Origin of the sequence: Paracrocinitomix mangrovi (assembly GCF_019740355.2) — a bacterium.
In the GTDB taxonomy this organism is placed as follows: domain Bacteria; phylum Bacteroidota; class Bacteroidia; order Flavobacteriales_D; family Crocinitomicaceae; genus Paracrocinitomix; species Paracrocinitomix mangrovi.
This window is the reverse complement of record NZ_CP091819.1, coordinates 654,622-675,715: the sequence shown is the minus strand read 5'-3', so window position 1 is coordinate 675,715 and position 21,094 is coordinate 654,622. Positions and strand designations below refer to the sequence as shown.

The window sequence follows — 21,094 nt, the reverse complement described above, 5'->3', positions numbered from 1 at the left end:
TTCGGGCTGAAAAATGTTTGTTGCTTGTAGCTTACCTATATGAAGATGAAAACGAAACTACTTATTACTTTAGTATTCAGTGTTTTACTGATTTCTTGTAAGAAAAAACCTGTTACTGTTCCTAATGCAGGAATTTATAACGGAATGTTCACTGAGTATGATAGTACTGGAAACCCATTAGCCCAAGGGAGTTTTGTGCTGGCTCTTTTTACGCATAATTCGACTTATCAATTGAGTGGAGACTCTGTTAATTTTTCACCTCCAACTCATAAGGGCGAGTGGTACACCAATAATGCTACAACAGCAGTTTTTAGTACAGCTTATTCAGGTTATAATCCAAATTATTATCTAGATACTGTTTATAATTACACATTCGATAACATAAACTTTACCCTTACTCAAACGATAGATGGAAAAATCTATGAGTATGTGATGGTGAGAGATTAGTCTCTTCCAAACTTATGGACGTCATTGTGATCGTCCTCTATTTCATCCTTTACAGCTTTAATTCTTTGAGATATTAGTGCGAATTCTCTGTGGTTATTGTCAGTTAACCATTTCAAGGAATCTTCATTTCCGTCAGCTGCCAAGGCTACATGTTTAAGTACATGAAACTTATTTTTTTCTAACCAATGAAGTGCTTCTTGATTTCCTTCAACGCCATTGATCATTGCCATTAAATGGGCATAACCATTCTGTAATAACCAATCTCTTGCATCATCTTTTAGCATAATAGCATGTACAGCCATTCCTAGTTCAGTGTATTGTTCACTAGCCAAAAACCAATCTCTCAAATCAGTATTGCCACTAATAGCTTCAGCCCAACCTATAAGAATCTTAGGTGGGTATTTAAGTGGCTTTAATTTAACCACTCCACTGATGTCTGCGTTTTTTTTCTTCTTTTTAAAAAACATTATAAATTGCCTAAATACCTGAAATACTGAATTTTTCCTTTTTTAACTCCAATTGCATAGGTTTCTAATACAAAAGACGAATCCACACCTTTATTTATTTTAAGGTAAACTTCGTTTACCATTACTTTTGTTGTTTTGACTGCTCTAAAAAAGGTATTTTGACTAAAATATTCATCTACAACTTTTGATTTATTTGTATAAAGTGTATCATAAGCTTGATCATATAATACACAATTATCTGAAAGTAAATTTTTCATGGATTCCTGGTTGGAACTTTGCCAGGCATTACCGAATGATTCAACAACCTCTTGAGGTGATTGATAAACAGTTTTATCTCCTCCAAACCACAAAGTAGCAACAACCATAGCTGCAATAACTCCCGCTAAATCAGCTAATAGGCCAACTTTTACAGCATATCGCGTTTTTTTGATTCCTACTGCACCAAAATAAACTGCAATTATGTAGAAAGTTGTATCTGTTGCTCCCTGTAAGGTAGAGTTAAGTTTACCAACATATGAGTCTACATATTCTCCATTTGGACCAAATGATTCAATCATCATTCCTCTTGCTCCTGATCCACTTAATGGTTTCATTAATGCAGTAGGAATTCCATTGGTGAATTCAGTGTTTTCAAAAAATAATCCAAAGAAAAGTTGAAAACCTTCTTGCATTAAATCCATAGCGCCTGAAGCTCTAAAAACGCCGATAGAAACCAGAATGGCAATCAGGTAAGGAATAATTTTAATAGCTATATCAAAACCTCCTTTTGCACCATCTATAAACGATTCATAAACGTTTACCTTCTTTTTAATAGCCATTATTATAAAAAGACAAATGACGCCGTAAAGTATTATGTTTGAGGCTAATGAAGACTGAGTGTTTAGCTCTTCAGGAGGTAGGGATGAGAAATAATAGGCTAATCCGAAAATGATAAGGCTCATTCCTCCTAAATAAGCTAAAATGACTTTGTCAAAGAGATTGATTTTTTGATAAAGAGCTACAGCAATTAATCCAACCAAAGAAGCGCAAAAAGTGGCTATCAAAATTGGTATAAAAACATCTGCCGGATTTTCTGCACCAAATTGACTTCGGTAAGCCATTACTGTTATAGGGATGATTGTAAGTCCTGAAGTATTTAAAACCAAAAACATGATCATGGCATTAGTGGCACGATCTTTTTCCTTGTTCAACTCCTGCAACTCATTCATGGCTTTTAATCCCATTGGAGTAGCTGCATTGTCTAAGCCAAGCATATTGGCAGAAAAATTCATTAGCATTGATCCTCTTGCAGGATGATTTTCCGGAACATCAGGAAATAATTTGTTGAAGAAAGGACCTACAAGCTTCGACAAAGCCTGGACCGCACCTCCATTTTCTCCGATTTTCATAATACCTAGCCATAAGCACAATACTCCGGTTAAGTAAAGAGAGATTTCAAAACCCGTTTCAGCCATGCTGAAGGTAGAGTTAACCATATCGCCAAATACAGCAGCATCACCACCAAAGGTTTTAACCAGTGCTACAACAAGTGCAATTAAAAAGAATCCTATCCAGATATAATTAAGGACCACTATAAATGTTTTTTACGAATTTAAGAATGATCAGCAATGAAGAAAACTTATTGCAAAGAAGTAATCAACAATAGACTAGTAAATAAGTTCTCCGATACCCTGACGTACGATTTCAACTTCTCCTTCAGAAAAATCAACCACAGTAGATGGCTCATTTTTACCAAAACCACCATCAACTATAGCATCAACCTGTGATTCCCACCTTTCCTGAATCTTGTAAGGATCTGTGGTATACTCAACAATATCATCATCATCATGCAATGAAGTTGTTACTAATGGATGTCCTAATTCTCTTACAATTTCGCGAGCAATGTTGTTGTCAGGTATACGGATACCAACAGTTTTTTTATTGCTATCAAAAAGTTTAGGAATTTTGTTGGAAGCCGGTAATATAAAGGTAAATGGGCCAGGTAGATTTTTGTTTAAGACTTTGTAGGTAGGTCGATCAATAAACTTAACGTGTTCAGATAATGTACTTAGATCAAAACAAATCAACGAAAAGTTAGCCTTTTTGAGTTTTAACCCTCTAAGCCATGCCAATTTTTCAATGGCGCGTTTATGCATAATGCTACAACCAAAGCTGTAAACAGTATCCGTTGGGTAAATAATTACCCCACCTTTGTTTAAGATTTTTACTACTTGATCAATCTTTCTTTGATCAGGATTTTGTTCGTTAATTTCTATTATCAAACCTTGAAAATTTGGGCAAATGTAATCTAAAGTCCTTAATTCTTGGGTTTTATCATTCCGGTTTTTTTATCATAACCATAAGGACAGTGCTTACAACCACTTTTGCAGCAATATCCGCGTTTTAGATGATATTTTTCAGTAAAGACTATATATCCTTCCGGAGTTTTATAATAATCTTCAGGATCAAGATCTGCCAGTTTACTATTGAACATTATTCTTTAATGAATTTTTGAACATAGATACCTTTTTCTGTAGTTATTTGTAATAAATAAAAACCTGAACTTAATGCAGAAATGTCTATGGTTTTGGAATTATTACTTTGCATTGAAATGATCAATTTTCCTGATTGATCAAAAACCTTGGTTTCAGCAATTTCGGCATTACAGATAATGTTTAAAATATTTTCTGCAGGATTAGGATACAGACTGAATTCTATTTGATTTTCATCAAATCCAGCATCTTCACCAATATAAACACAGTAGTCTTCATATTCACCCCAGAAGCTTCCAGTAGGACATGCAACCGGACTTGAAGTTCCGTTCATGGCAATTCTCATTTTTGTTATTCCGTGCACTGCATTTGTTGGAATGTAAATACTTTCTTGAAGGACAGTTGTAGTTGTTTCATTAACAAAGACAGTGTCTGTTGCATCAAATACGCCGTTTTGATCAAAGTCTATCCAAACTGTGAAATGCTCGGTGTAAGCAGTTCCAGAATATCCCGGCTTAAGTGCAATAGGATAGGTGAGTCCGGGTTTAAAAGTTGAGATGATGTCAGTTGATTGAAGCCATCCATTATCTGCACCCGAAACATTTGTATTCCAACCTACAACTATGCTGTCAATCCATTCTAAACTTGCATTAGCCCCAACAACATCACAATAAGTTAAGTCGTAACATGCGCCACAGCCTGAGGTTTGAAATAAATGAGAGTTACCAAAACCTTGCGTACTATCTGTACAAATGGTTTTTATCTGTAATTCATAAGTTGTACAAGTATCTAAACCAGTTATGTTTAGTGGGCTAGATATTCCAATTAAGGTGTCAATCCATTCAGCCGCACCTTCTGGTTTATATCTCAGTTCATACCCACTTGCGTATAAAATTGAATTCCATGAAACTGTTAACTCATTTGTACCGAAACCGTCAAGGTTTAAAGCAGGGTTTGTACAACATCCATCAGTAGTGAAGGTGTAAGGGAATGAAAAATTTGAAGTGTCTGAACCACAAATGCCTTTTACCCAGATTGTATAATCCGTACATGCCACAAGTGTATCAAAGGAAATAGATGTTTGGGCTGTAACAGGTATTTCAACTACTGGATTATTACCTTCTTGAATATAGAATAAGTAATCAGTTGAAAATCCATTCCATTCAAATGTAGCAGTTGTATCAACGAAAGCAGATGCATGCACATTATAAGGTTGATCACAAGCTGTAATTGTACAATTTGCCAAAATATCTGTAATAGTATTATTTACGTTCAATCTTCCACCTGTTGCTACCTCAGATGCTAAGGCGGTAACAGCATCTACATTATTAAGGATATAACCTCTCATGGCTAAAGCTGCTCCCTCAGGATCTCCTTTACTAAAAGCAATAAATTCAGGGCATGGAGTTGAGTAGGCTAAAGCCACTGCCCCTGCAACACATGGAGATGCAAAGGATGTTCCACTTGTTGTTGTGTACAAATTGGCCGGGAATGTCAATTTAACTGCACTTCCGGGTGCAGCTAAATCAATATGTGTTGTGCCGTATCCTGATCCATCTCTAACATCATTATCATCTGAGGAAGTTACCGCAATTAAAAATTGAGAAGTACATGTAGTAGGAAGATCTCCTACAACATCAACATTAGCATTATCATTGGTAGTAGCGGCAACGTTTAAAATACCATGTATGCCCAATGTGTCATACATAGCGCACCATAACGGCATATCTGCAGGGTCACCATTGTCTATTCCCCATGATAGATTAGTAACAACTACATAGGCACCTTCTGCTCCGTAAGTTGAATTGTATTTTTTACGCATGGTTAATGGATAGTCGTAAGCAGCTATTAGTGAAGATTCAACTGCGCTTTGTCCTTTTATAATCATCATTTTTACATTCCAGTTCACTCCTGAAACACCAATGTTGTTGTTGCCAACAGCTCCAATCATTCCGGCTACTCTGGTTCCGTGTGAACCGGCGCCAACATTATCATTCAAATCAACTACATTCCAGCCATCATAATCATCTATATAGCCATTGTTGTCGTCATCAATTCCGTTATCCGGGATTTCAGCATAATTGTGCCAAATGTTGTCAACCAAATCTTCATGAGTGATATCCACTCCTTGGCTTTCAATGATACATGCTACAATGGTGTCGTCATGAGAAGTTAACCCACCGGTAGTGATATCCCAAGCATCAGGTGTGTCAATATCTGCATCTACCGTTCCTCCAGTTTGTCCAGTGTTTTTATGAAACCATTGGTCGTTAAATTGAGGGTCATTTGGTAATGTTTCCCTTTGAGTTAAGTAGTGGTTTTTTTGAACATTATAAACAGTTGGTAAATCAAAGAAATTCTTCAATTGCTCATCTAAATCAACGTTCTTTTCTGTAAATGAAACCTTATAAATGTTAGCATTAACAGATAATAATTCAAAATCCGAAATATCCACGTCTGTCGCGGTTTCAAAATCCCTGATCAATTGATGGATGTCCGTTTTTGGACTGAATTGTACAAGTATTTCACCGGGAACCCACTTTAGTTGTTGAGAATAAGTGAAGTTGGCCAATAGTAATAACAGTAGAGATAGATATTTCATTTCAATTTCAAAAGTAATTGTAAAGTTAGGGAATCCTTTAGTTATAAACTTATTGAAAGACTAAAAGGTTGGATTTTTTGATTTAAGTGTTAAAAGTTAGCACTAAATCCTATATGTATTTTAGTGTTGGATAATTGAAGTGGATTATTGTCTAAAACACCATTGGCAATAATAATTTGTAATGCTGATCCTCCTGTATTGAAGGCAAATCCAAAACCAATGCTGTTGGTAAAATGAAAGCCACTATTGTTGTGGAATGTTGATCTATCATAAAGGACAAAAATTGAAAACACTTCTATAGGTCTAAATTCAACTTCATTCAACATCATCCAAATGTCTTTTCCGGATAATTCCAATTCATAAAATCCTCTTACTGACCTTAATCCTCCAAAGTAAATAAACTCATTTCTTGATAGCGCTATGTTTGACGTTAATCCTTCAAATTGGATGGTGTTATTAAGATGAAAGAACTTAAAAAAATCTAGCGTGTGTTTATATCTAAAACTGTATTTGCTGTTGGCTATTTTTTGTTTGTTATCATCAATTGTATCGTTTCTATAATTGTAAAACCCTCCTGAAATGAATAATTCGGGATGGTAAAAAGGAATTGATTTGATAGTAGGAGCAATAAATTGTGCAGTAGCACCTATGGTATTTTTTTGATAATTTCTATAATCAGCCGGAGCTGTTTCTCTCAAAGTAGAAGAGCTTTCAAACTGATTAAAAATGCTAAATCTGGCATAGGGATGATAATATTTCAATGAAATAGAAAGATCTGTTCTAAAGAAGGTAGAATCCTGCTTTCTTAAATTAATATCACCTCCAAAACCCAATGGTGAATGAAATAAAAAGGGGTATGAAAAATTAGCAGTTGCATTTTGAGTTTTATCGGGATTACTTTTCCAGTGCAATTCAAGTTGTTCTGCTCTGTTAAAAGCATTGTTGAGCGCAAGATTGATGAATCCATTTAGCACTAATTTGGAGGTTATTTGATCTTGTTGAAATCCAATATAACCATCTGCATTACTAGATTTTTCTTTTTTTAAGAACAAAAATAATTCTGCTTTGCCCTGTCTGAAAATAACTTCAATTGGACGTTCTAGTCTGTATAATTTTGATGCGCTCAGTAAGTCTTTGACTGTGGCTATTTTTTCTTCATTGTATTTTTGTCCAACATCTAATCCTATGAGGTTTAATACAGTTTTTTCGTGAAACTTATCCTGACTTTTTAAATGGATTTTATCAATTACAAAAAAGTCTCCAGAGTCAATTTTATAAATCAATTTTAATTGTTCTTTTTCTTCAATTTGCTCAATGAATTGAACATTGGCAAAAGGATATCCGTTGTTTTCTAGATTCCGCACTTCTTTGTCTATCTGAGTCAGTGCTTGAACAAAATTTTTATTGGTTGTAGTTTTTGTTTTTAGCTTTTTTCCACTTATAGTTTCAAGTGTGATTTTTGAGAATTTATGTTTGTAATCGTAGTAAAAGTGCCAACCATTATTTTTCAAAGTTGAATCCTTAAGATGAATACCTACATATCCATTTAACTGAAATTGTTGAAGAGCTTTTGATTTGTAGCGTTGATAATTGGTAGAGTCTTTTACTGTTTTCTCTTTTATGGTGATTTTATCAATATGGAAGTATGAGTTTTCCTGCGCATGCACAGAAATGCATGTCATCAAGAAAATATGGAGTATAAAAAACCTCATTGACACAATAACGAAATTATGCAATGAAAATTAAGTAGAGAGAAAAAAGATTAAATAGAATTCTCTTTTTCTGATACGTTTACTTCCTGCTGGATTCTCCCGGGATAAACTTTTAGGGCCTCACGAATCACTTCAACAGCATTTAATAAAGCTGATTTTTCAAGTACATAAGCTAATCTTACTTCTTGAGTACCAAGACCTGGAGAAGCGTAAAATCCACTAGCCGGAGCCATCATAACTGTTTTGCCTTGATAATCAAACTCTTCCAATAACCATTGGCAAAAATTTTCAGTGCTATCAACCGGTAACTTTGCTACACAATAAAAAGCTCCTTTTGGCATTGGGCAAAAAACACCATCAATACTGTTCAATCCTTCCACCAAAGCATTTCTTCTGTCAACATAAGTTGAAATTACTTCATCAAAATAAGATTGAGGAGTTTTAAGAGCAGCTTCTGCAACAACTTGTCCTAATGTAGGAGGAGATAATCTTGCTTGAGCAAACTTCATAGCGGTGTCAAATACCTCTTTATTTCTTGTGATAAGTGCTCCAATTCTGGCACCACACATTGAATATCTTTTTGAAACAGAATCAATAAGTATAACATTGTTTTCAATGCCCTCAAGATTCATAACTGAAAAAGGCTCAGCTCCGTCATAGCAAAACTCTCTATATACTTCATCTGCATATAAATACAAGTCGTGCTTTTTAACGATATCTCTTAATCTTTCTAATTCTTCTTTTGAATACAAATACCCTGTTGGATTACCAGGATTACAGATAACAATACCTTTTGTATTTGCATTTATTTTTTCTTCAAAAGCTTCAATTGGAGGTAAAGCAAATCCATCTTCAATGTTTGCAGTTACCGGAGTAATATTGATTCCTGCATATTGTGCAAAACCATTATAGTTAGCGTAAAACGGTTCAGGAATAATTATTTCTTCACCAGGATTTAGTGTGCTTAAAAAGCTAAACAATAGCGCCTCTGAACCTCCAGTGGTTACCATTATTTCATCATCTGAAACATCAATACCTACTGATTTATAATAATCTGATAAACCTTTGCGATAATTTGCTCCACCAGCTGAGTGACTGTAAGCAATGTTCTTTCTATCCATGATCATCAAAGCATCAAAAGCAACTTCAGGTGTTTTGATGTCAGGTTGACCAATATTTAAGTAATAAACCGTTTTTCCTTCAGCTTCAGCTTTTTCTGCAAAAGGCACCAATTTTCTAATTGGTGAAGACGGCATGTTTATTCCTTTTTTTGATATAGACGGCATAGGCTTTATTATTTTCTACAAAAGTAGGGAGAACTTTTGATAGTGTACAACAAAAAAGGGCACAATTATGGGAATAATCGAGCCGATTATTAAAGAGCTAAGAAATTTTAGATGGGTTGAGCAAGACTTTGATTAATTTTGCACCTCAATGTCTGAAGAAAAGAAGAAATTTAATTTTGATCTGGCTAAAAGACTCTTTAACTATTTTAAAGAGCATCCCACTGTATCTATTTCATCACTGATAATAATAGTTTTAATGGCTTTTATTGGTGTTGCGCAACCATTAATGATTAAAGAGATGGTGAATAGATTTGTGATTGGGGAAGGAGCAGATGCTTCATGGGATGGAGTGCAGCAGTTTATGTACACTATTCAGCCGGATACAGATGTTTCAAAACAACTTTGGACCTGGACAATATTTGTGATTATCCTTTTGTTTTTGGAGGGTTTTTTAACCTTTTTCTCAACATATTTAGGGGCTTTATTGGGGCAATCCATTATTAGAGATATGCGTATCAGACTTTACAAACATCTCAATTCTTTTAACCTAAAGTACTTTGACAGAACACCAAATGGAGTTGTAGTAACAAGGATGGTAAGTGATATTGAAGCTGTAGCAGAAGTATTTTCTACAGGTTTTATTAATATTCTTGGTGATTTGATAAGATTGATTGTCATTTTGGGTGCCATGTTAGCTATGAGTTGGGAGTTAACTTTATTGACCCTGATTCCGATACCGTTACTCATTATTTCTACTAGAATTTTTGCCAGAGCCATGAAACTTTCTTTCCAAAAAGAAAGAACGCAGGTAACCAAACTTAACACATTTGTTCAAGAGCACATTTCCGGAATGACGATCGTGCAATTGTTCAGTAGGTCAAAGAGAGAAGCAGCTACTTTTAGGGTAATTAATGCAGATCATAGGCAGGCTCATTTAGATGCTATTTTAGCCAATTCAATTTTCTTTCCTGTAGTTGAGCTTTTGGCTTCATTATCAATAGCTGCAGTGATATTTTGGTCAATTCTTCAATTAGATGGAGGAAAAGAGGCAATTGCAGGAACCTACGGTGTGATTTTCGCATTCATTTTATTAATCTACAAATTGTATCGCCCAATTAGGCAAATGGCGGATAGGTTTAATATTCTTCAAAGAGGAATGGTAAGGGCAGAGCGAGTTTTTGAGATCCTGGATAGACAAGAGCATATTGATGATAACGGAACCTTGACTGATGTTGACTTTGCAGTGCCAATTGACTTCAATGATATTTGGTTTGCTTATAATGATGAAGATTGGGTATTGAAAGGGATTACAATGAGAGTTGAGCCTGGTCAATCTGTTGCACTTGTAGGAGCAACTGGGGCAGGGAAGTCAACAATTATTAATCTTTTAACAAGGTTTTACGAATTCCAAAAAGGAGAACTTAAGATCGGTGATCATTCAATTAGAGACATTGAGCTAAATACATTGCGTAAAAGTGTAGCTGTTGTTTTGCAAGATGTGTTTTTATTCTCGGATACCATCTACAATAACATTACATTGAGAGATGAGAGTATAAGTAGAGAAAGGGTAGAAGAGGCAGCAAAAAAGGTTGGTGCACATGATTTTATTATGAGTTTACCTGGTGGATACGATTATAATGTGAGAGAAAGAGGAGGAGTTTTATCTGTAGGTCAAAAGCAGTTGATTTCTTTCATTCGTGCATATGTCTATGATCCTAAAATTTTAATTCTGGATGAAGCTACTGCCAGTGTTGATTCTGAGTCAGAAGAAATGATTCAAAAAGCTACTTCTGAACTTCAAAAAGGAAGAACTTCAATAATAATTGCTCATAGATTATCAACGATCGTTAACTCTGATAAAATTGTTGTAATCAATGATGGTAAAATATTGGAGAGTGGTACTCACCAGGAGTTACTAGATAAAGGCGGACAGTATAAAAAGCTTTATGAACTAAATTTCTCTTGACGCTTTAGTTTTACGAAAGTGTTCAGCAAAACTCCTGTTAGCACCAAGATTATTCCAATGCTGGATATAAGTCCTAATTCTTCATTAAATATGAAGAATCCTGCAGCTACAGCATAAATCGCTCCCACATATTTAACTGGTGAAACTCGAGCTGCAGAATCTGCATGAAAAGCTCTTGTCATGGTGACTTGTGCAATTTGAGTTAAAATTCCGATTGCGATCAACAGCACCCATTCAATACCTTGTGGTATAACATATCCTAAAGTAAGACATAAGATAAGCATAACCGGTGTTGCTACCAGTGGAAAATACATAACAATGGTGATAGGTTGGTCTGTATCTCTACATTTCATTATTGCATTGTAAGCGATTCCGGAAATTACAGCAGAAGTTAATCCAACCAATACCCATAAAGGATTTACAGACAAATCACTTTCTTTTACAAAACCAATTATAGCTATCCCAGAAAAGGAGATTAAAAAAAATAACCACTGAACAGGAAAAACTTTTTCTTTTTGCAGATAAATGGCGAAAATGATTGTAAAAACAGGAGAAAGATATTGAACTGTTGTAGCAATGGCTAATGGTAGATTTTGAAGTGTTACAAAAAACAAAGTCAATGCCGTTGCTCCTGCTGCACCTCTTATTAAGAGCCATTTTTTATTATTTCCGAAAAACGGGATTTTTTTAGCTCTAATGATAGCAATACAAATGGTTAATGAAATGATAGATCTAAATAATACCAATTCCTGTGGAGGGTATTCCTGGATGTTGCTAAAAACATCTCCAAACTTATCTAAAGCGTGGTTTGAATTGGATAAAATTTTGACGCAAATGTTGATCAACGCAAAACAGAACGAAGACAACAACATGTATAATATCCCTTTGTACACAGGACGGCAAAATTAAAGAAAAGACTGAAGATACATTACAATAGAACTGTTTTAAAATTATGTTCTTAAATTTCCTCCTTTGAAATTATACCTTCACTCCAATGACGCAAATGTCGTCGATTTATCGAGCCATACTTGTTCATTTTCAAAGGCGCCCGTGAATTTCCTCCAATGAAATTATACTTTCACTCCAATTACACATATGTCGTCAATTTGATCGTAGGTTCCCATCCAATCTTTGAGTGTGTTTACTAAATGTTCTGCTTGCTTTTCTAAAGGCAATTCATTCATTTCTACAATAGTGTCCTTAAATGCAGAATACTTGAATTTCTTGTAGTGTGGTCCGCCAAATTGATCTGCATATCCATCAGTGAATAGGTAGAATGTATCTCCTTTTTCTAATTGAATTGAATGCTCAATAAAATCTTTGTTTTTAAGGTATCTACCTACCGGCATTTTATTGGAAGGTATAATCTCCAAGGTTTTGTTTGCGCGAACTAAATACATGTCATTATTCGCTCCACAATAAGCCAATTCTTTTGTTTTCTTGTTGTATTTAACCAAGGCAATATCCATTCCGTCATTAACTTCAGTTACAGAAGCTTCAAACGTTTTTATTACCAATTCTCTGGTTTTATTTAAAATATCAGCAGGGCTACTTAGCTTAAACTCTCTTACTGCACGATTTAATGCGTTGTTACAAACTACGGATACCATTGCTCCCGGTACACCATGGCCTGTGCAGTCGGCGGCGGCAACAAGAATTTCGTCCTCATTAATGGCATCCAACCAATAAAAATCTCCTGCCACAATGTCCTTAGGAATGTAGATAAAGAATGAATTTGGAATATTTTGATCAATCAAAGTCTTTGATGGTAGAATAGCATTTTGAATCCTTTTTGCATAAGTGATTGAAGAGGTAATCTCTTTGTTTTTCTTTTCTACAATTTCTTTTTGTTGAACCACCTCTGCTGTTCTGATGGTAACCTGACGTTCAAGAACTTCCTTTTTCTTCAATAAGGATTGGGTTCTGTATCTTATTACCATATAAATAGAGAATAAACCTAGCAAGAAGTATAAAATATATGCCCATTTGGTATTCCACCATGGTGGATGGATTATCACTGCATAGGAAGAAATTTCGCTCCATTCGTTTGCATCTCCAATTGCTCTAACCTTGAAAATATATTCACCACTCGGAGTATTACTGTAAACTGCCCAGTTGTTAGAAGTAATGGGTCTCCATCCATTGTCCAAGCCTTGTAGCATGTATTGGTATTTCACTTTATGAGGAGCGGACCAATCTATACCTGAAAAGTAAAAGGTTAAGTGATTTAAGTAGTAAGGTAACTCAAGTTTTTTAGGACAGTTTGAAAAAGCTTCTACATCCGTAAATGAGATTTTGCTTAAATCAAGTTCTCTTTCTTTATCAATAAAATAGCTTTTGCCCTGATCTATAGAATCTTCCAATCTTCTGAAATCTACAAAAGTCTGTTCTAGCTGTAGATCTGTAAGTAATACTCTAGGGGCTTTTTTGTTTTCTTCAAACTTGTTAAGATCTAACATTGCCATGGCTTTACCTGTTCCCCACCAAATTCTATTTTGAGCATCTAGGTATGCTGAAGCAGGGTAAAAATCAGATCCTTTTAATCCATCTTCTTTGCCGTAATTGGTTATTGAAACGTGATTTTCATCATCAAAACTGAGTTTATTTAATCCTCTTTCTGTACCTAACCACAAATTGTTATTGTTGTCTTCAACTATTGACCAAATAATATTATGGCTATTTCCACCTTCCATCACATATTGGTAAATGGTGTCACCAATTATATGATTTATTCCATATCCTTCTGAACCTGCCCATATACTTCCATCATGGGCCACATGTAATGAGATCACTGAGTTTTCAACCAGACCATCTTTAGCAGATATATTGCGGATGTTTTTACCGTCATAGACATCCAAACCACCTATTTTGGTACCAAAATACATGTTGCCTGCAGTATCTTGAGTAATAGAATGAACTGTGTTATTGGCTAAGCCTTGTTCTTCTGTAATATGAGAAAAGTGTTCACCATCAAATTTAGTAACTCCACCTTCCGCAGTTCCAATCCAAATATTACCAGTTCTATCTTCAAAGAGAGCCAGGATAAAATCGCCACACAAGCCATTTTCAGAATTATAATGATAGAAATTGGTGCCGTCAAAACGGGCAACTCCATTTCCTCCGGTTCCCAACCAAAAATCTCCATTTTTATCAATCAACATGTTACGCACATGATTTAGCGGAACGCCTTGCTCTTCAGTGTAATGCCAAAAACTATCTCCATCATATTTACTGATTCCTCTGTTAGATGCAAACCATAAATTGTCTTTTCTGTCTTGAACAATATATCTAACCAGGTGATTATTGAGGCCTTGATATTCTGTATAGTTTTCAAAGGAGCTTTCATTGTAAACATTTGCTCCCGCTCCAAAAGTTCCGAACCAAATGTTACCATCAGAATCTTCTAGAATAGACCAGATAGAATTGTTACTCATTCCCTCTGATTTTGTAAAATGTTTAAAGTCAAAACGATTGAATCTACAAGCCCCACCACCTTCTGTTCCAATCCATAAATTACCTTGACTATCCTGAGTAATTGACTTTACAAAATTATTAGGAAGCCCCATCTCCTCTTGGTAAGTTATGAATGTATATCCATCATATCTGCACAAACCGGCATCAGAAGTTCCTATCCAAATATTTTCTTCATCATCTTCAAAAATTACGGTGGTGTTATCTGAAATTAATCCCTCATTAGTAGTGTAATGAGTAAAACCTTCTCCATCAAAGCGGTTTACACCGGCACCATCAACCGTAACCCATATGTCACCTTTTTCACTTACAATGACATTTGTTACTGTATTACCGCCTAAACCTTGCTCTTCTCGATAAGTGTAAAAATATTCTCCATCAAATTTGGTGAGCCCATCATTCGTTGCCATCCATATATTTCCATCCTTATCTTCAGTGATATCAAAAACTAATCGTTGATTGAGCGGAGAGTTGTAATTAAACTTTATAAAATCGTGTCCATTATAAACAGAAGCCCCTGAACCATCTGAACCAAACCAAATATTTCCTTCTCTGTCTTCAAAAATTGACCAAATGTAGTTTGATACCATTCCTTTGTTTTCATCAAACATGATGAAAGACCTTCCATTATACATTGTTACTCCGGCTGTCCATGTAGCAAACCAAATGTTTCCTCTTTTATCTTCAATAATATCCATGATATAAGAAGAGTTCAATCCTTGATCTACATCTATTCCTTTGATGTTATATGAAGCTGCGTCTTTGTAATCAAACTGTGATGCAGCCTGTGGTCTATTGTATCCTCCCTTAACCATTTTACCGTCAGCCTTTTCAACTTCAGGTTCTAGTACACCATCTTGACCAATAGAAAAATGGGGAAGAGAGGTAGAAAGTACCTGTAAAATAGGTTCGTTTACCGCAACTATGTTTTTATGAGCCTTATTGTAATGTGGTTCATTAGCCTTCACAATTTTAACTGGAGGTATTGAATCATTGTCTATTAAAAATGGTTTAATAGATATTAAGGAATCATTTTTAATGACTGTTGAAACAAGTTCTGATTCTTCTATCAATGAATCATTTTGATTTGACGCACCTTTTCCACATGAGGTAAAAACCAACAGTGAGACAATAGTAAAATAGAGTAGCAGTTTAGATTTAAGATGCATCAATATCTAAGATAATAAATATATCATGAAGACGATCTCAAATGTTTAGTCGTTGAGAAAAATTTAAAATGCTAAAATTAAATTGTTAATTAATCAATGAAGTTTTGAAATGAATTAATGTGTTTAGCTGCTACTTTTGCAGTAATGGAAGATAATTTCAGACATAAGGGTTTAAGAAAGCAGTTAGTTGATGAATTGCGTTCAAAGGATATTACTGATGAAAGAATATTGGATGCCTTCATGGTTATACCAAGACACTATTTTTTAGATACCTCATTTGTGCAACAAGCCTATTCTGACATTGCCTTTCAAATTGGAGCAGGACAAACTATTTCTCAACCCTATACAGTTGCTTTTCAAACGCAATTATTAGATGTTCAAAAAGGAATGAAAGTACTGGAAATTGGAACCGGTTCTGGTTTTCAAACTTCCGTATTATGTGAATTAGGAGCAAAGGTTTTTTCAATAGAAAGACAAAGAGAGCTTTTTCTGAAAGCAAAGCCGCTTATTGAAAAGTTGCGTTATAATCCCAAATTGAAGTATGGTGATGGATTTGAAGGGTGGGAAGTTTATGCACCGTTTGATAGAATTTTGATCACATGTGGAGCACCACATATCCCTGAAAAATTGGTAGAACAATTAAAAATAGGAGGGAAGATGGTTATTCCATTAGGAGCCGGCAATACCCAGGAAATGATTCTACTTACGAAAGATTCAAACGGAGAAGTTAGTAGGAGATCTTATGGTAAATTCAGATTTGTTCCAATGTTAAAAGATACTGCGAAATAATTTCGATTTCGTAAAAATCACTTCATATATGGTTAACACAAAGGCTGGAACTTTGCTTTATGAAAATGAAGTTAATATTTGTGCTTGCCTTAGGAAACCTATTGTTTTTAAGTTGTGAAGAAGATAAAAACGTTCCTGTTGAAACCAAACAGCTGGTTGAACAACACATTGATTCTGGTAGTTTGGTAATTAATGAATTGTGCTACAAATCTGATTTGGAAAATGAATTTGGTAAAAAGTCAGATTGGTTTGAGATCTATAATCCAACAGAAAATGATATCTATTTAACAGAAGGCAAGTGGAGCTTAACCGATAATCCAACTAAGATTGAAAAATACATATTACCGGAGGTTAAAATTGAATCTGGTGAACATATTGTGATATTCTGTGATGGAAAGGATACTTTTTCAAATGAAATTCACACCAATTTTAAATTGTCATCCAAAGGTGAATCCATTAGTATATATTATGACGGAAAATTAATAGATCAGCATGTGTATGACTCTACATCAGAAGATTCGAATTGCAAGTGTAGGGAAGAAGATGGTGCTGATAAATGGGTATATACAAATCAATCCACACCCGGAACTAAAAACATCTGATTACTTAATTATTATAGTGAACCTTGGATTAGATCTTGATCTTATTTCAAGACATCTGGGAGCAAAATCCAAATTGGGTCTGTCAATGTACAAGGTTTCTAACTTCCACATTTGACAAATAGCTTGATCTATTCTAAGTTGTGGGCCCGCCATAGATAGGTCTAGAATATTTAGTTTTCTCAAATTGTAAAATGAAGCAGGAAGTTCAGTTAATTGGTTTCTGCCTACAACTAAATGAATCATTCCGTTTAGTTTCCCCAGACTATCCGGCAACTTTTGGAGTTCATTGTATTCAAGATATAAATGACTAAGATTTTTTAGATTGCAAATTTCATCCGGCAATTGCTTTAAATTATTAAAGCTGAGCCAAAGTTCTTCCAAACTATCCAATTGACCAATTTCAGGAGGAATAACAGTTAGTTTGTTAGCTTTTAAAGATAACTTTCTCAGTTTTTTAAGTTGTCCTATCTCTTTAGGAATGGAGACTAAATCATTTCTTGATACAATCAGTCTTTCCAAGTTGGTAAGTTGACCAATTTCAGGTGGAAGGGTATTGAGCTTGTTGTTATGCAGGTTCAATACTTTTAAATCCTTCCTGCTAAAAACAAATTCAGGAACTTCTTTGAGATACTTCCTGCTCAAGTCTAATCTTGGGTCACCAATGTTGTGATAAGATTTAACTTTTCCCGATTTACAAGATGAAACAGTAATAGATAAACCAATAAGCAGCAGTACTCCAATTAGGGCATATTTGATGCTTTGATTTTTCACTTTTATTTCATCATTTCTGTAATTGCAGCTTTCAATTGTTGATCATCTCCTTTGGTGAATGCTCCATACTCATTGTTAACCTTGATGTCTGGTTCCAAATCATGATTTTCAACCAGGAACCCTTCAGATTGCGATCTCATTCCTACTTGCGGAATTCCAAATACAGTTTTGCCATCTATCATTGTTTCCCACCAAACGGCTGTTCCTGTTCCCGGAACAGGCATACCAATCAATTTACCAATTCCTAATGCTTTGTAGGTGTAAGGGAATAAGTGAGCGTCAGAATAATTTCCTTCTGACATCAACACACATGAAGGTTTTTGCCATTTGAAAATAGGCTCTCCACCCATGTTTTTCTGTCCTCTTGGTTCAAAACTCATATACAATTTACCACTTAAGAAAGTAGCCAAATCATCATGAAGCCAACCTCCACCATTAAATCTGGTGTCTACAATTAAGGCCTTCTTTTCATGGTATTCACCAAGTGCCTTATCAAATAGATCTCTATAGCTGCCTGAGCTCATTCCTCTGATATGAACATATCCTAGTTCTCCATTTGACAATTCGTCCACAGTAGTTTCACATATTTTAACCCAACGTTGGTAAAGCAATTCAAACTCAAGACCAATAGATGCAGCCTCAATAATTTCATCCCATCTTTCTTTGGTTGATGGATCGTAGAAAGAGAGTAATAGTTTTTTACCCGCTTTTCTGTTAAGCATTGGGTAAAAATTTTGGTTTGATTCAATGGTTTCTCCATCAATTTTTTCAATTATTACTCCTGCTTTTACCTTATCACTTCCTTTTGATAAAGGACCCTTTTTCATGATCTCAACTATTTTCAATCCATCTCCTTTAAATGATTCATCATAAAAAGCACAAAGTGATGCTGTTTGATCTCCGTTAGTATCTCTGTGTCGATAACGAGCACCAGTATGTGATGCGTTTACTTCTCCGAGTAGCTCACTCAACATTTCAGCAAAATCATATCCATTGTTGATGTGAGGTAAAAACTTTTCGTAAGTCTTTCTGTAAAGATCCCAATCTACACCGTGTAGGTCTTCAACGTAAAATTTCTCTCTCAATTGACGCCATGCATGGTAAAACATGTATGATCTTTCTTCACTAGGTCTTAAAGTCATTTCAGATGAAATAGCTATTGGCTCAGGAGTTCCACCTTTTGCATCAATTTTCATCAAAGCACCACTTTTATTGAAGTAAATGGTTTTTTCGTCTTTTGAAAATTGCATTCCTCCGCCACTAGAATTTAATTTTGCTAGCATCTTGGTTTCGTTCTCCTTGAATTTTGTAGTCCAAATGTTAAATCCTTTTTCAAATCGAGCAAAATAGAAAAGTTGAGTTCCCTCATTATCTACAAGGAAATCAGACATCTGAGAAGAATGAATTGTAAGTCTTACTTTACGATCTTCTAATCCTTCTAGTTCAATTTTAAGCTCTTTGGCAGTCTCTTCTTTGTCTTCTTTGTCATCCTTCTTCTTATCCTCATCTTCTTTTGCTTCTTTTTTCTTCTTGTCTTTTTGTTCTTCTTGCCACAATTCAAACTCTTCTTTGTCAAGCTTGAATTTTTGGTATGCTTCTTCTGTTAAGAATACGGCTTCAACATCATTTTCATTGCCCCATCCACCATGAGCTCTTAATCCATGTTTACCATTAGCATAATAAACCATTTCACCATCCATAGCGAATTTAGGACCACCACTTCCATATCCACTCTTAGTTAAATTGATAGGCTTTTCTTTTCCAGATGCATTTACCAGGCCGACATCAGTTGACCATCTGCTGAACTCAAAAAACTCAACTGCCAACCATTTTGAATCTGGCGACCATGTATAATATTGATCTCCGTCTGCATAAGAATAGTTGTACTCCGCAGGTAATACGGTTCTAATCTTTTTTGACTCAAGATTGATCACTCTTAGTGTTACTCTATTTTCTAAAAAGGCAACTTCTTTTCCGTCAGGTGAGTATTTAGGTTGAAAAGTTTCTTCTCCGTTATTAACTAATACTTCCTCTTCTAAAAGAGTAGCGTTGTAAAAATATTTTTCACCTTCTCGTTTGTGTTTTGTCTGGTAAATATTCCAACTTTCATTTCTTTCTCCACAATATAATAAGGCTTCTCCACCAGGACTGAAACTTACGTTTCTTTCCATTTCAGGGGTGTCTGTTATCCTTTTAGTTGTACCATACTCTATAGAAGTAACAAATACCTCACCTCTGTATATAAAGGCAATTTCTTTTCCGTTAGATGAAACATCAAATTGACCTGCAGAAGCTACATGCTGAATTTTACTTTCATTGTGCACATCATCCTTCTTAATATCAATATTCAACTTAGTTGAAGTACCATTAGCGTAGGTATAAATTTCTCCATCAAATCCGTAACAAAGCGTTCCGTTAGATGCTATGCTTAAAAACCTAACCGGATTGTTTTTATAGTTGGTTATTTGTTGACCGTAAGGATTGTCCAAAGTTCCTTTCCAAATATTAAATGAACCTGATTTTTCGCTTAGGAAGTAAAAGTTGTTATCATCAATCCAAACCGGATTTCTGTCTTCGCCAGACCAATCTGTGATCATTTTGTATGATTTATTTTCAACATCATACATTACAATGTCTCTTGTTACGCTAGATGTGTGGTGCTTTCTCCAAGGATCTTCATACCCCTTGCGATTATGAAAAAGCATTTTAGTTCCACTTTTATTGAAACTAACATCTTCAGCTGTAATTGTGAGATACTGTGTCTCTCTTCCTCCTTCTACAGGTACAGAGTATAATTCACTTAATACCCAGGTTGGGAATTGAACTGAGTTTACATCATCAGTTCTTGTTGAACCGTAGAGTAAATTTTTACCATCTGCGGTAAAAGAGTAAACATAATCACTTGAGCTATGATGGGTAAGTCTTTTAGGTGCTCCTCCATCAACCGAAGTAATGAAAACATCAAAATTTCCGTGTCTGTCTGAAGAAAAAGCGATTGATTTGCTATCCGGTGACCATACAGGCATAAAGTCATGTGCTTTATGGGAAGTTATTTGATGTGCATTTCCTCCTTTTGCATTAACTACAAACAAATCTCCTTTGTATGAAAATGCAATGTTATTTCCATCTGGAGAGATACTTGGATAACGCATCCATAAAGGTTGTCCAAAAGAATATCCGCAAAATAACAGACTAGCTGCAAGGAAAATATTTTTCATGTACTAATAGGTTTATAAGTTTCTAAATGTACTAAAAGAACCGAATAAAACTCTTGACTTGAATAGAAATAATTTGTACTTTATGTGTCCTCTCAAACCTATGTTTACTTAATTTTATTGCTA

General features: G+C 35.0%; 15 protein-coding genes and 1 pseudogene. 4 read left to right on the top strand and 12 right to left on the bottom strand.

All coding sequences use genetic code 11. From position 1 onward, the window contains the following. Positions 1-45 precede the first annotated feature (45 nt). Positions 46-447: a hypothetical protein gene (locus K6119_RS02960; protein ID WP_221833817.1), complete on the top strand. Its 402-nt coding sequence runs from the start codon at positions 46-48 to the stop codon at positions 445-447. Here the strand turns inward: K6119_RS02960 and K6119_RS02955 are convergent. The 8 genes and pseudogenes from K6119_RS02955 to K6119_RS02925 form a co-directional block, all read right to left on the bottom strand. Beyond that, positions 444-914 (bottom strand): hypothetical protein, encoded by a 471-nt coding sequence (locus tag K6119_RS02955; protein WP_221833818.1) that lies wholly within the window; start codon positions 912-914, stop codon positions 444-446. The genes K6119_RS02960 and K6119_RS02955 overlap by 4 nt on opposite strands. Further along, positions 914-2,485, bottom strand: a complete 1,572-nt coding sequence (locus tag K6119_RS02950) for a nucleoside recognition domain-containing protein (RefSeq protein ID WP_221833819.1) — start codon at positions 2,483-2,485, stop codon at positions 914-916. Before K6119_RS02950 ends, K6119_RS02955 begins: the two co-directional genes overlap by 1 nt. Before the next feature lie 75 nt (positions 2,486-2,560). Next, positions 2,561-3,175: an L-threonylcarbamoyladenylate synthase gene (locus K6119_RS02945; RefSeq protein WP_221833820.1), complete on the bottom strand. Its 615-nt coding sequence runs from the start codon at positions 3,173-3,175 to the stop codon at positions 2,561-2,563. 35 nt (positions 3,176-3,210) lie between these two features. After that, positions 3,211-3,387 (bottom strand): DUF5522 domain-containing protein, encoded by a 177-nt coding sequence (locus tag K6119_RS02940; RefSeq protein WP_221833821.1) that lies wholly within the window; start codon positions 3,385-3,387, stop codon positions 3,211-3,213. Further along, on the bottom strand, positions 3,387-4,733 hold the full coding sequence (locus K6119_RS19480; protein WP_418889084.1) for a GEVED domain-containing protein: 1,347 nt from the start codon (positions 4,731-4,733) through the stop codon (positions 3,387-3,389). The genes K6119_RS02940 and K6119_RS19480 overlap by 1 nt, the downstream gene beginning before the upstream one ends. Positions 4,734-4,805: 72 nt before the next feature. Next, a pseudogene (locus K6119_RS19515) lies at positions 4,806-5,987 on the bottom strand (S8 family serine peptidase); the annotation flags it as partial. Positions 5,988-6,076: 89 nt separating this feature from the next. Beyond that, complete coding sequence (locus K6119_RS02930; protein ID WP_221833823.1) at positions 6,077-7,669, bottom strand: ShlB/FhaC/HecB family hemolysin secretion/activation protein; 1,593 nt, start codon at positions 7,667-7,669, stop codon at positions 6,077-6,079. A gap of 80 nt (positions 7,670-7,749) precedes the next feature. Beyond that, positions 7,750-8,985 (bottom strand): pyridoxal phosphate-dependent aminotransferase, encoded by a 1,236-nt coding sequence (locus tag K6119_RS02925; protein WP_221833824.1) that lies wholly within the window; start codon positions 8,983-8,985, stop codon positions 7,750-7,752. A gap of 148 nt (positions 8,986-9,133) precedes the next feature. Here K6119_RS02925 and K6119_RS02920 point away from each other — a divergent pair, with 148 nt between their 5' ends. Next, the gene (locus tag K6119_RS02920) at positions 9,134-10,951 is read left to right on the top strand and encodes an ABC transporter ATP-binding protein (protein ID WP_221833825.1); all 1,818 of its coding nucleotides are present in this window, start codon (positions 9,134-9,136) and stop codon (positions 10,949-10,951) included. Here the strand turns inward: K6119_RS02920 and K6119_RS02915 are convergent. Together K6119_RS02915 and K6119_RS02910 are read right to left on the bottom strand one after the other, a co-directional pair. After that, complete coding sequence (locus K6119_RS02915) at positions 10,930-11,844, bottom strand: DMT family transporter (protein ID WP_221833826.1); 915 nt, start codon at positions 11,842-11,844, stop codon at positions 10,930-10,932. The genes K6119_RS02920 and K6119_RS02915 overlap by 22 nt on opposite strands. A 177-nt stretch (positions 11,845-12,021) precedes the next feature. Further along, on the bottom strand, positions 12,022-15,591 hold the full coding sequence (locus tag K6119_RS02910; RefSeq protein ID WP_221833827.1) for a two-component regulator propeller domain-containing protein: 3,570 nt from the start codon (positions 15,589-15,591) through the stop codon (positions 12,022-12,024). A 144-nt stretch (positions 15,592-15,735) separates the two neighbouring features. Between K6119_RS02910 and K6119_RS02905 the strand changes: the two genes are divergently transcribed. Continuing rightward, on the top strand, positions 15,736-16,380 hold the full coding sequence (locus tag K6119_RS02905) for a protein-L-isoaspartate(D-aspartate) O-methyltransferase (protein ID WP_221835267.1): 645 nt from the start codon (positions 15,736-15,738) through the stop codon (positions 16,378-16,380). A gap of 59 nt (positions 16,381-16,439) precedes the next feature. After that, positions 16,440-16,982, top strand: coding sequence for a lamin tail domain-containing protein (locus tag K6119_RS02900; RefSeq protein ID WP_221833829.1), 543 nt, complete (start codon positions 16,440-16,442; stop codon positions 16,980-16,982). On the opposite strand, the gene K6119_RS02895 is transcribed toward K6119_RS02900, so the two are convergent. Then, positions 16,983-17,753: a leucine-rich repeat domain-containing protein gene (locus K6119_RS02895; protein ID WP_221833831.1), complete on the bottom strand. Its 771-nt coding sequence runs from the start codon at positions 17,751-17,753 to the stop codon at positions 16,983-16,985. Between the two features lie 2 nt (positions 17,754-17,755). Beyond that, complete coding sequence (locus tag K6119_RS02890; RefSeq protein WP_221833833.1) at positions 17,756-20,971, bottom strand: S41 family peptidase; 3,216 nt, start codon at positions 20,969-20,971, stop codon at positions 17,756-17,758. Positions 20,972-21,094 lie beyond the last annotated feature (123 nt).

Bases quoted from the DNA above. Each gene is read 5' to 3' on its own strand.
- K6119_RS02905 (WP_221835267.1), top strand. From the start codon at position 15,736: ATGGAAGATAATTTCAGACATAAGGGTTTAAGAAAGCAGTTAGTTGAT.
- K6119_RS02910 (WP_221833827.1), bottom strand. From the start codon at position 15,591: ATGCATCTTAAATCTAAACTGCTACTCTATTTTACTATTGTCTCACTG.
- K6119_RS02955 (WP_221833818.1), bottom strand. From the start codon at position 914: ATGTTTTTTAAAAAGAAGAAAAAAAACGCAGACATCAGTGGAGTGGTT.
- K6119_RS02900 (WP_221833829.1), top strand. From the start codon at position 16,440: ATGAAAATGAAGTTAATATTTGTGCTTGCCTTAGGAAACCTATTGTTT.
- K6119_RS02890 (WP_221833833.1), bottom strand. From the start codon at position 20,971: ATGAAAAATATTTTCCTTGCAGCTAGTCTGTTATTTTGCGGATATTCT.
- K6119_RS02920 (WP_221833825.1), top strand. From the start codon at position 9,134: ATGTCTGAAGAAAAGAAGAAATTTAATTTTGATCTGGCTAAAAGACTC.
- K6119_RS19480 (WP_418889084.1), bottom strand. From the start codon at position 4,733: ATGAGAGGTTATATCCTTAATAATGTAGATGCTGTTACCGCCTTAGCA.
- K6119_RS02925 (WP_221833824.1), bottom strand. From the start codon at position 8,985: ATGCCGTCTATATCAAAAAAAGGAATAAACATGCCGTCTTCACCAATT.
- K6119_RS02940 (WP_221833821.1), bottom strand. From the start codon at position 3,387: ATGTTCAATAGTAAACTGGCAGATCTTGATCCTGAAGATTATTATAAA.
- K6119_RS02930 (WP_221833823.1), bottom strand. From the start codon at position 7,669: ATGACATGCATTTCTGTGCATGCGCAGGAAAACTCATACTTCCATATT.
- K6119_RS02960 (WP_221833817.1), top strand. From the start codon at position 46: ATGAAAACGAAACTACTTATTACTTTAGTATTCAGTGTTTTACTGATT.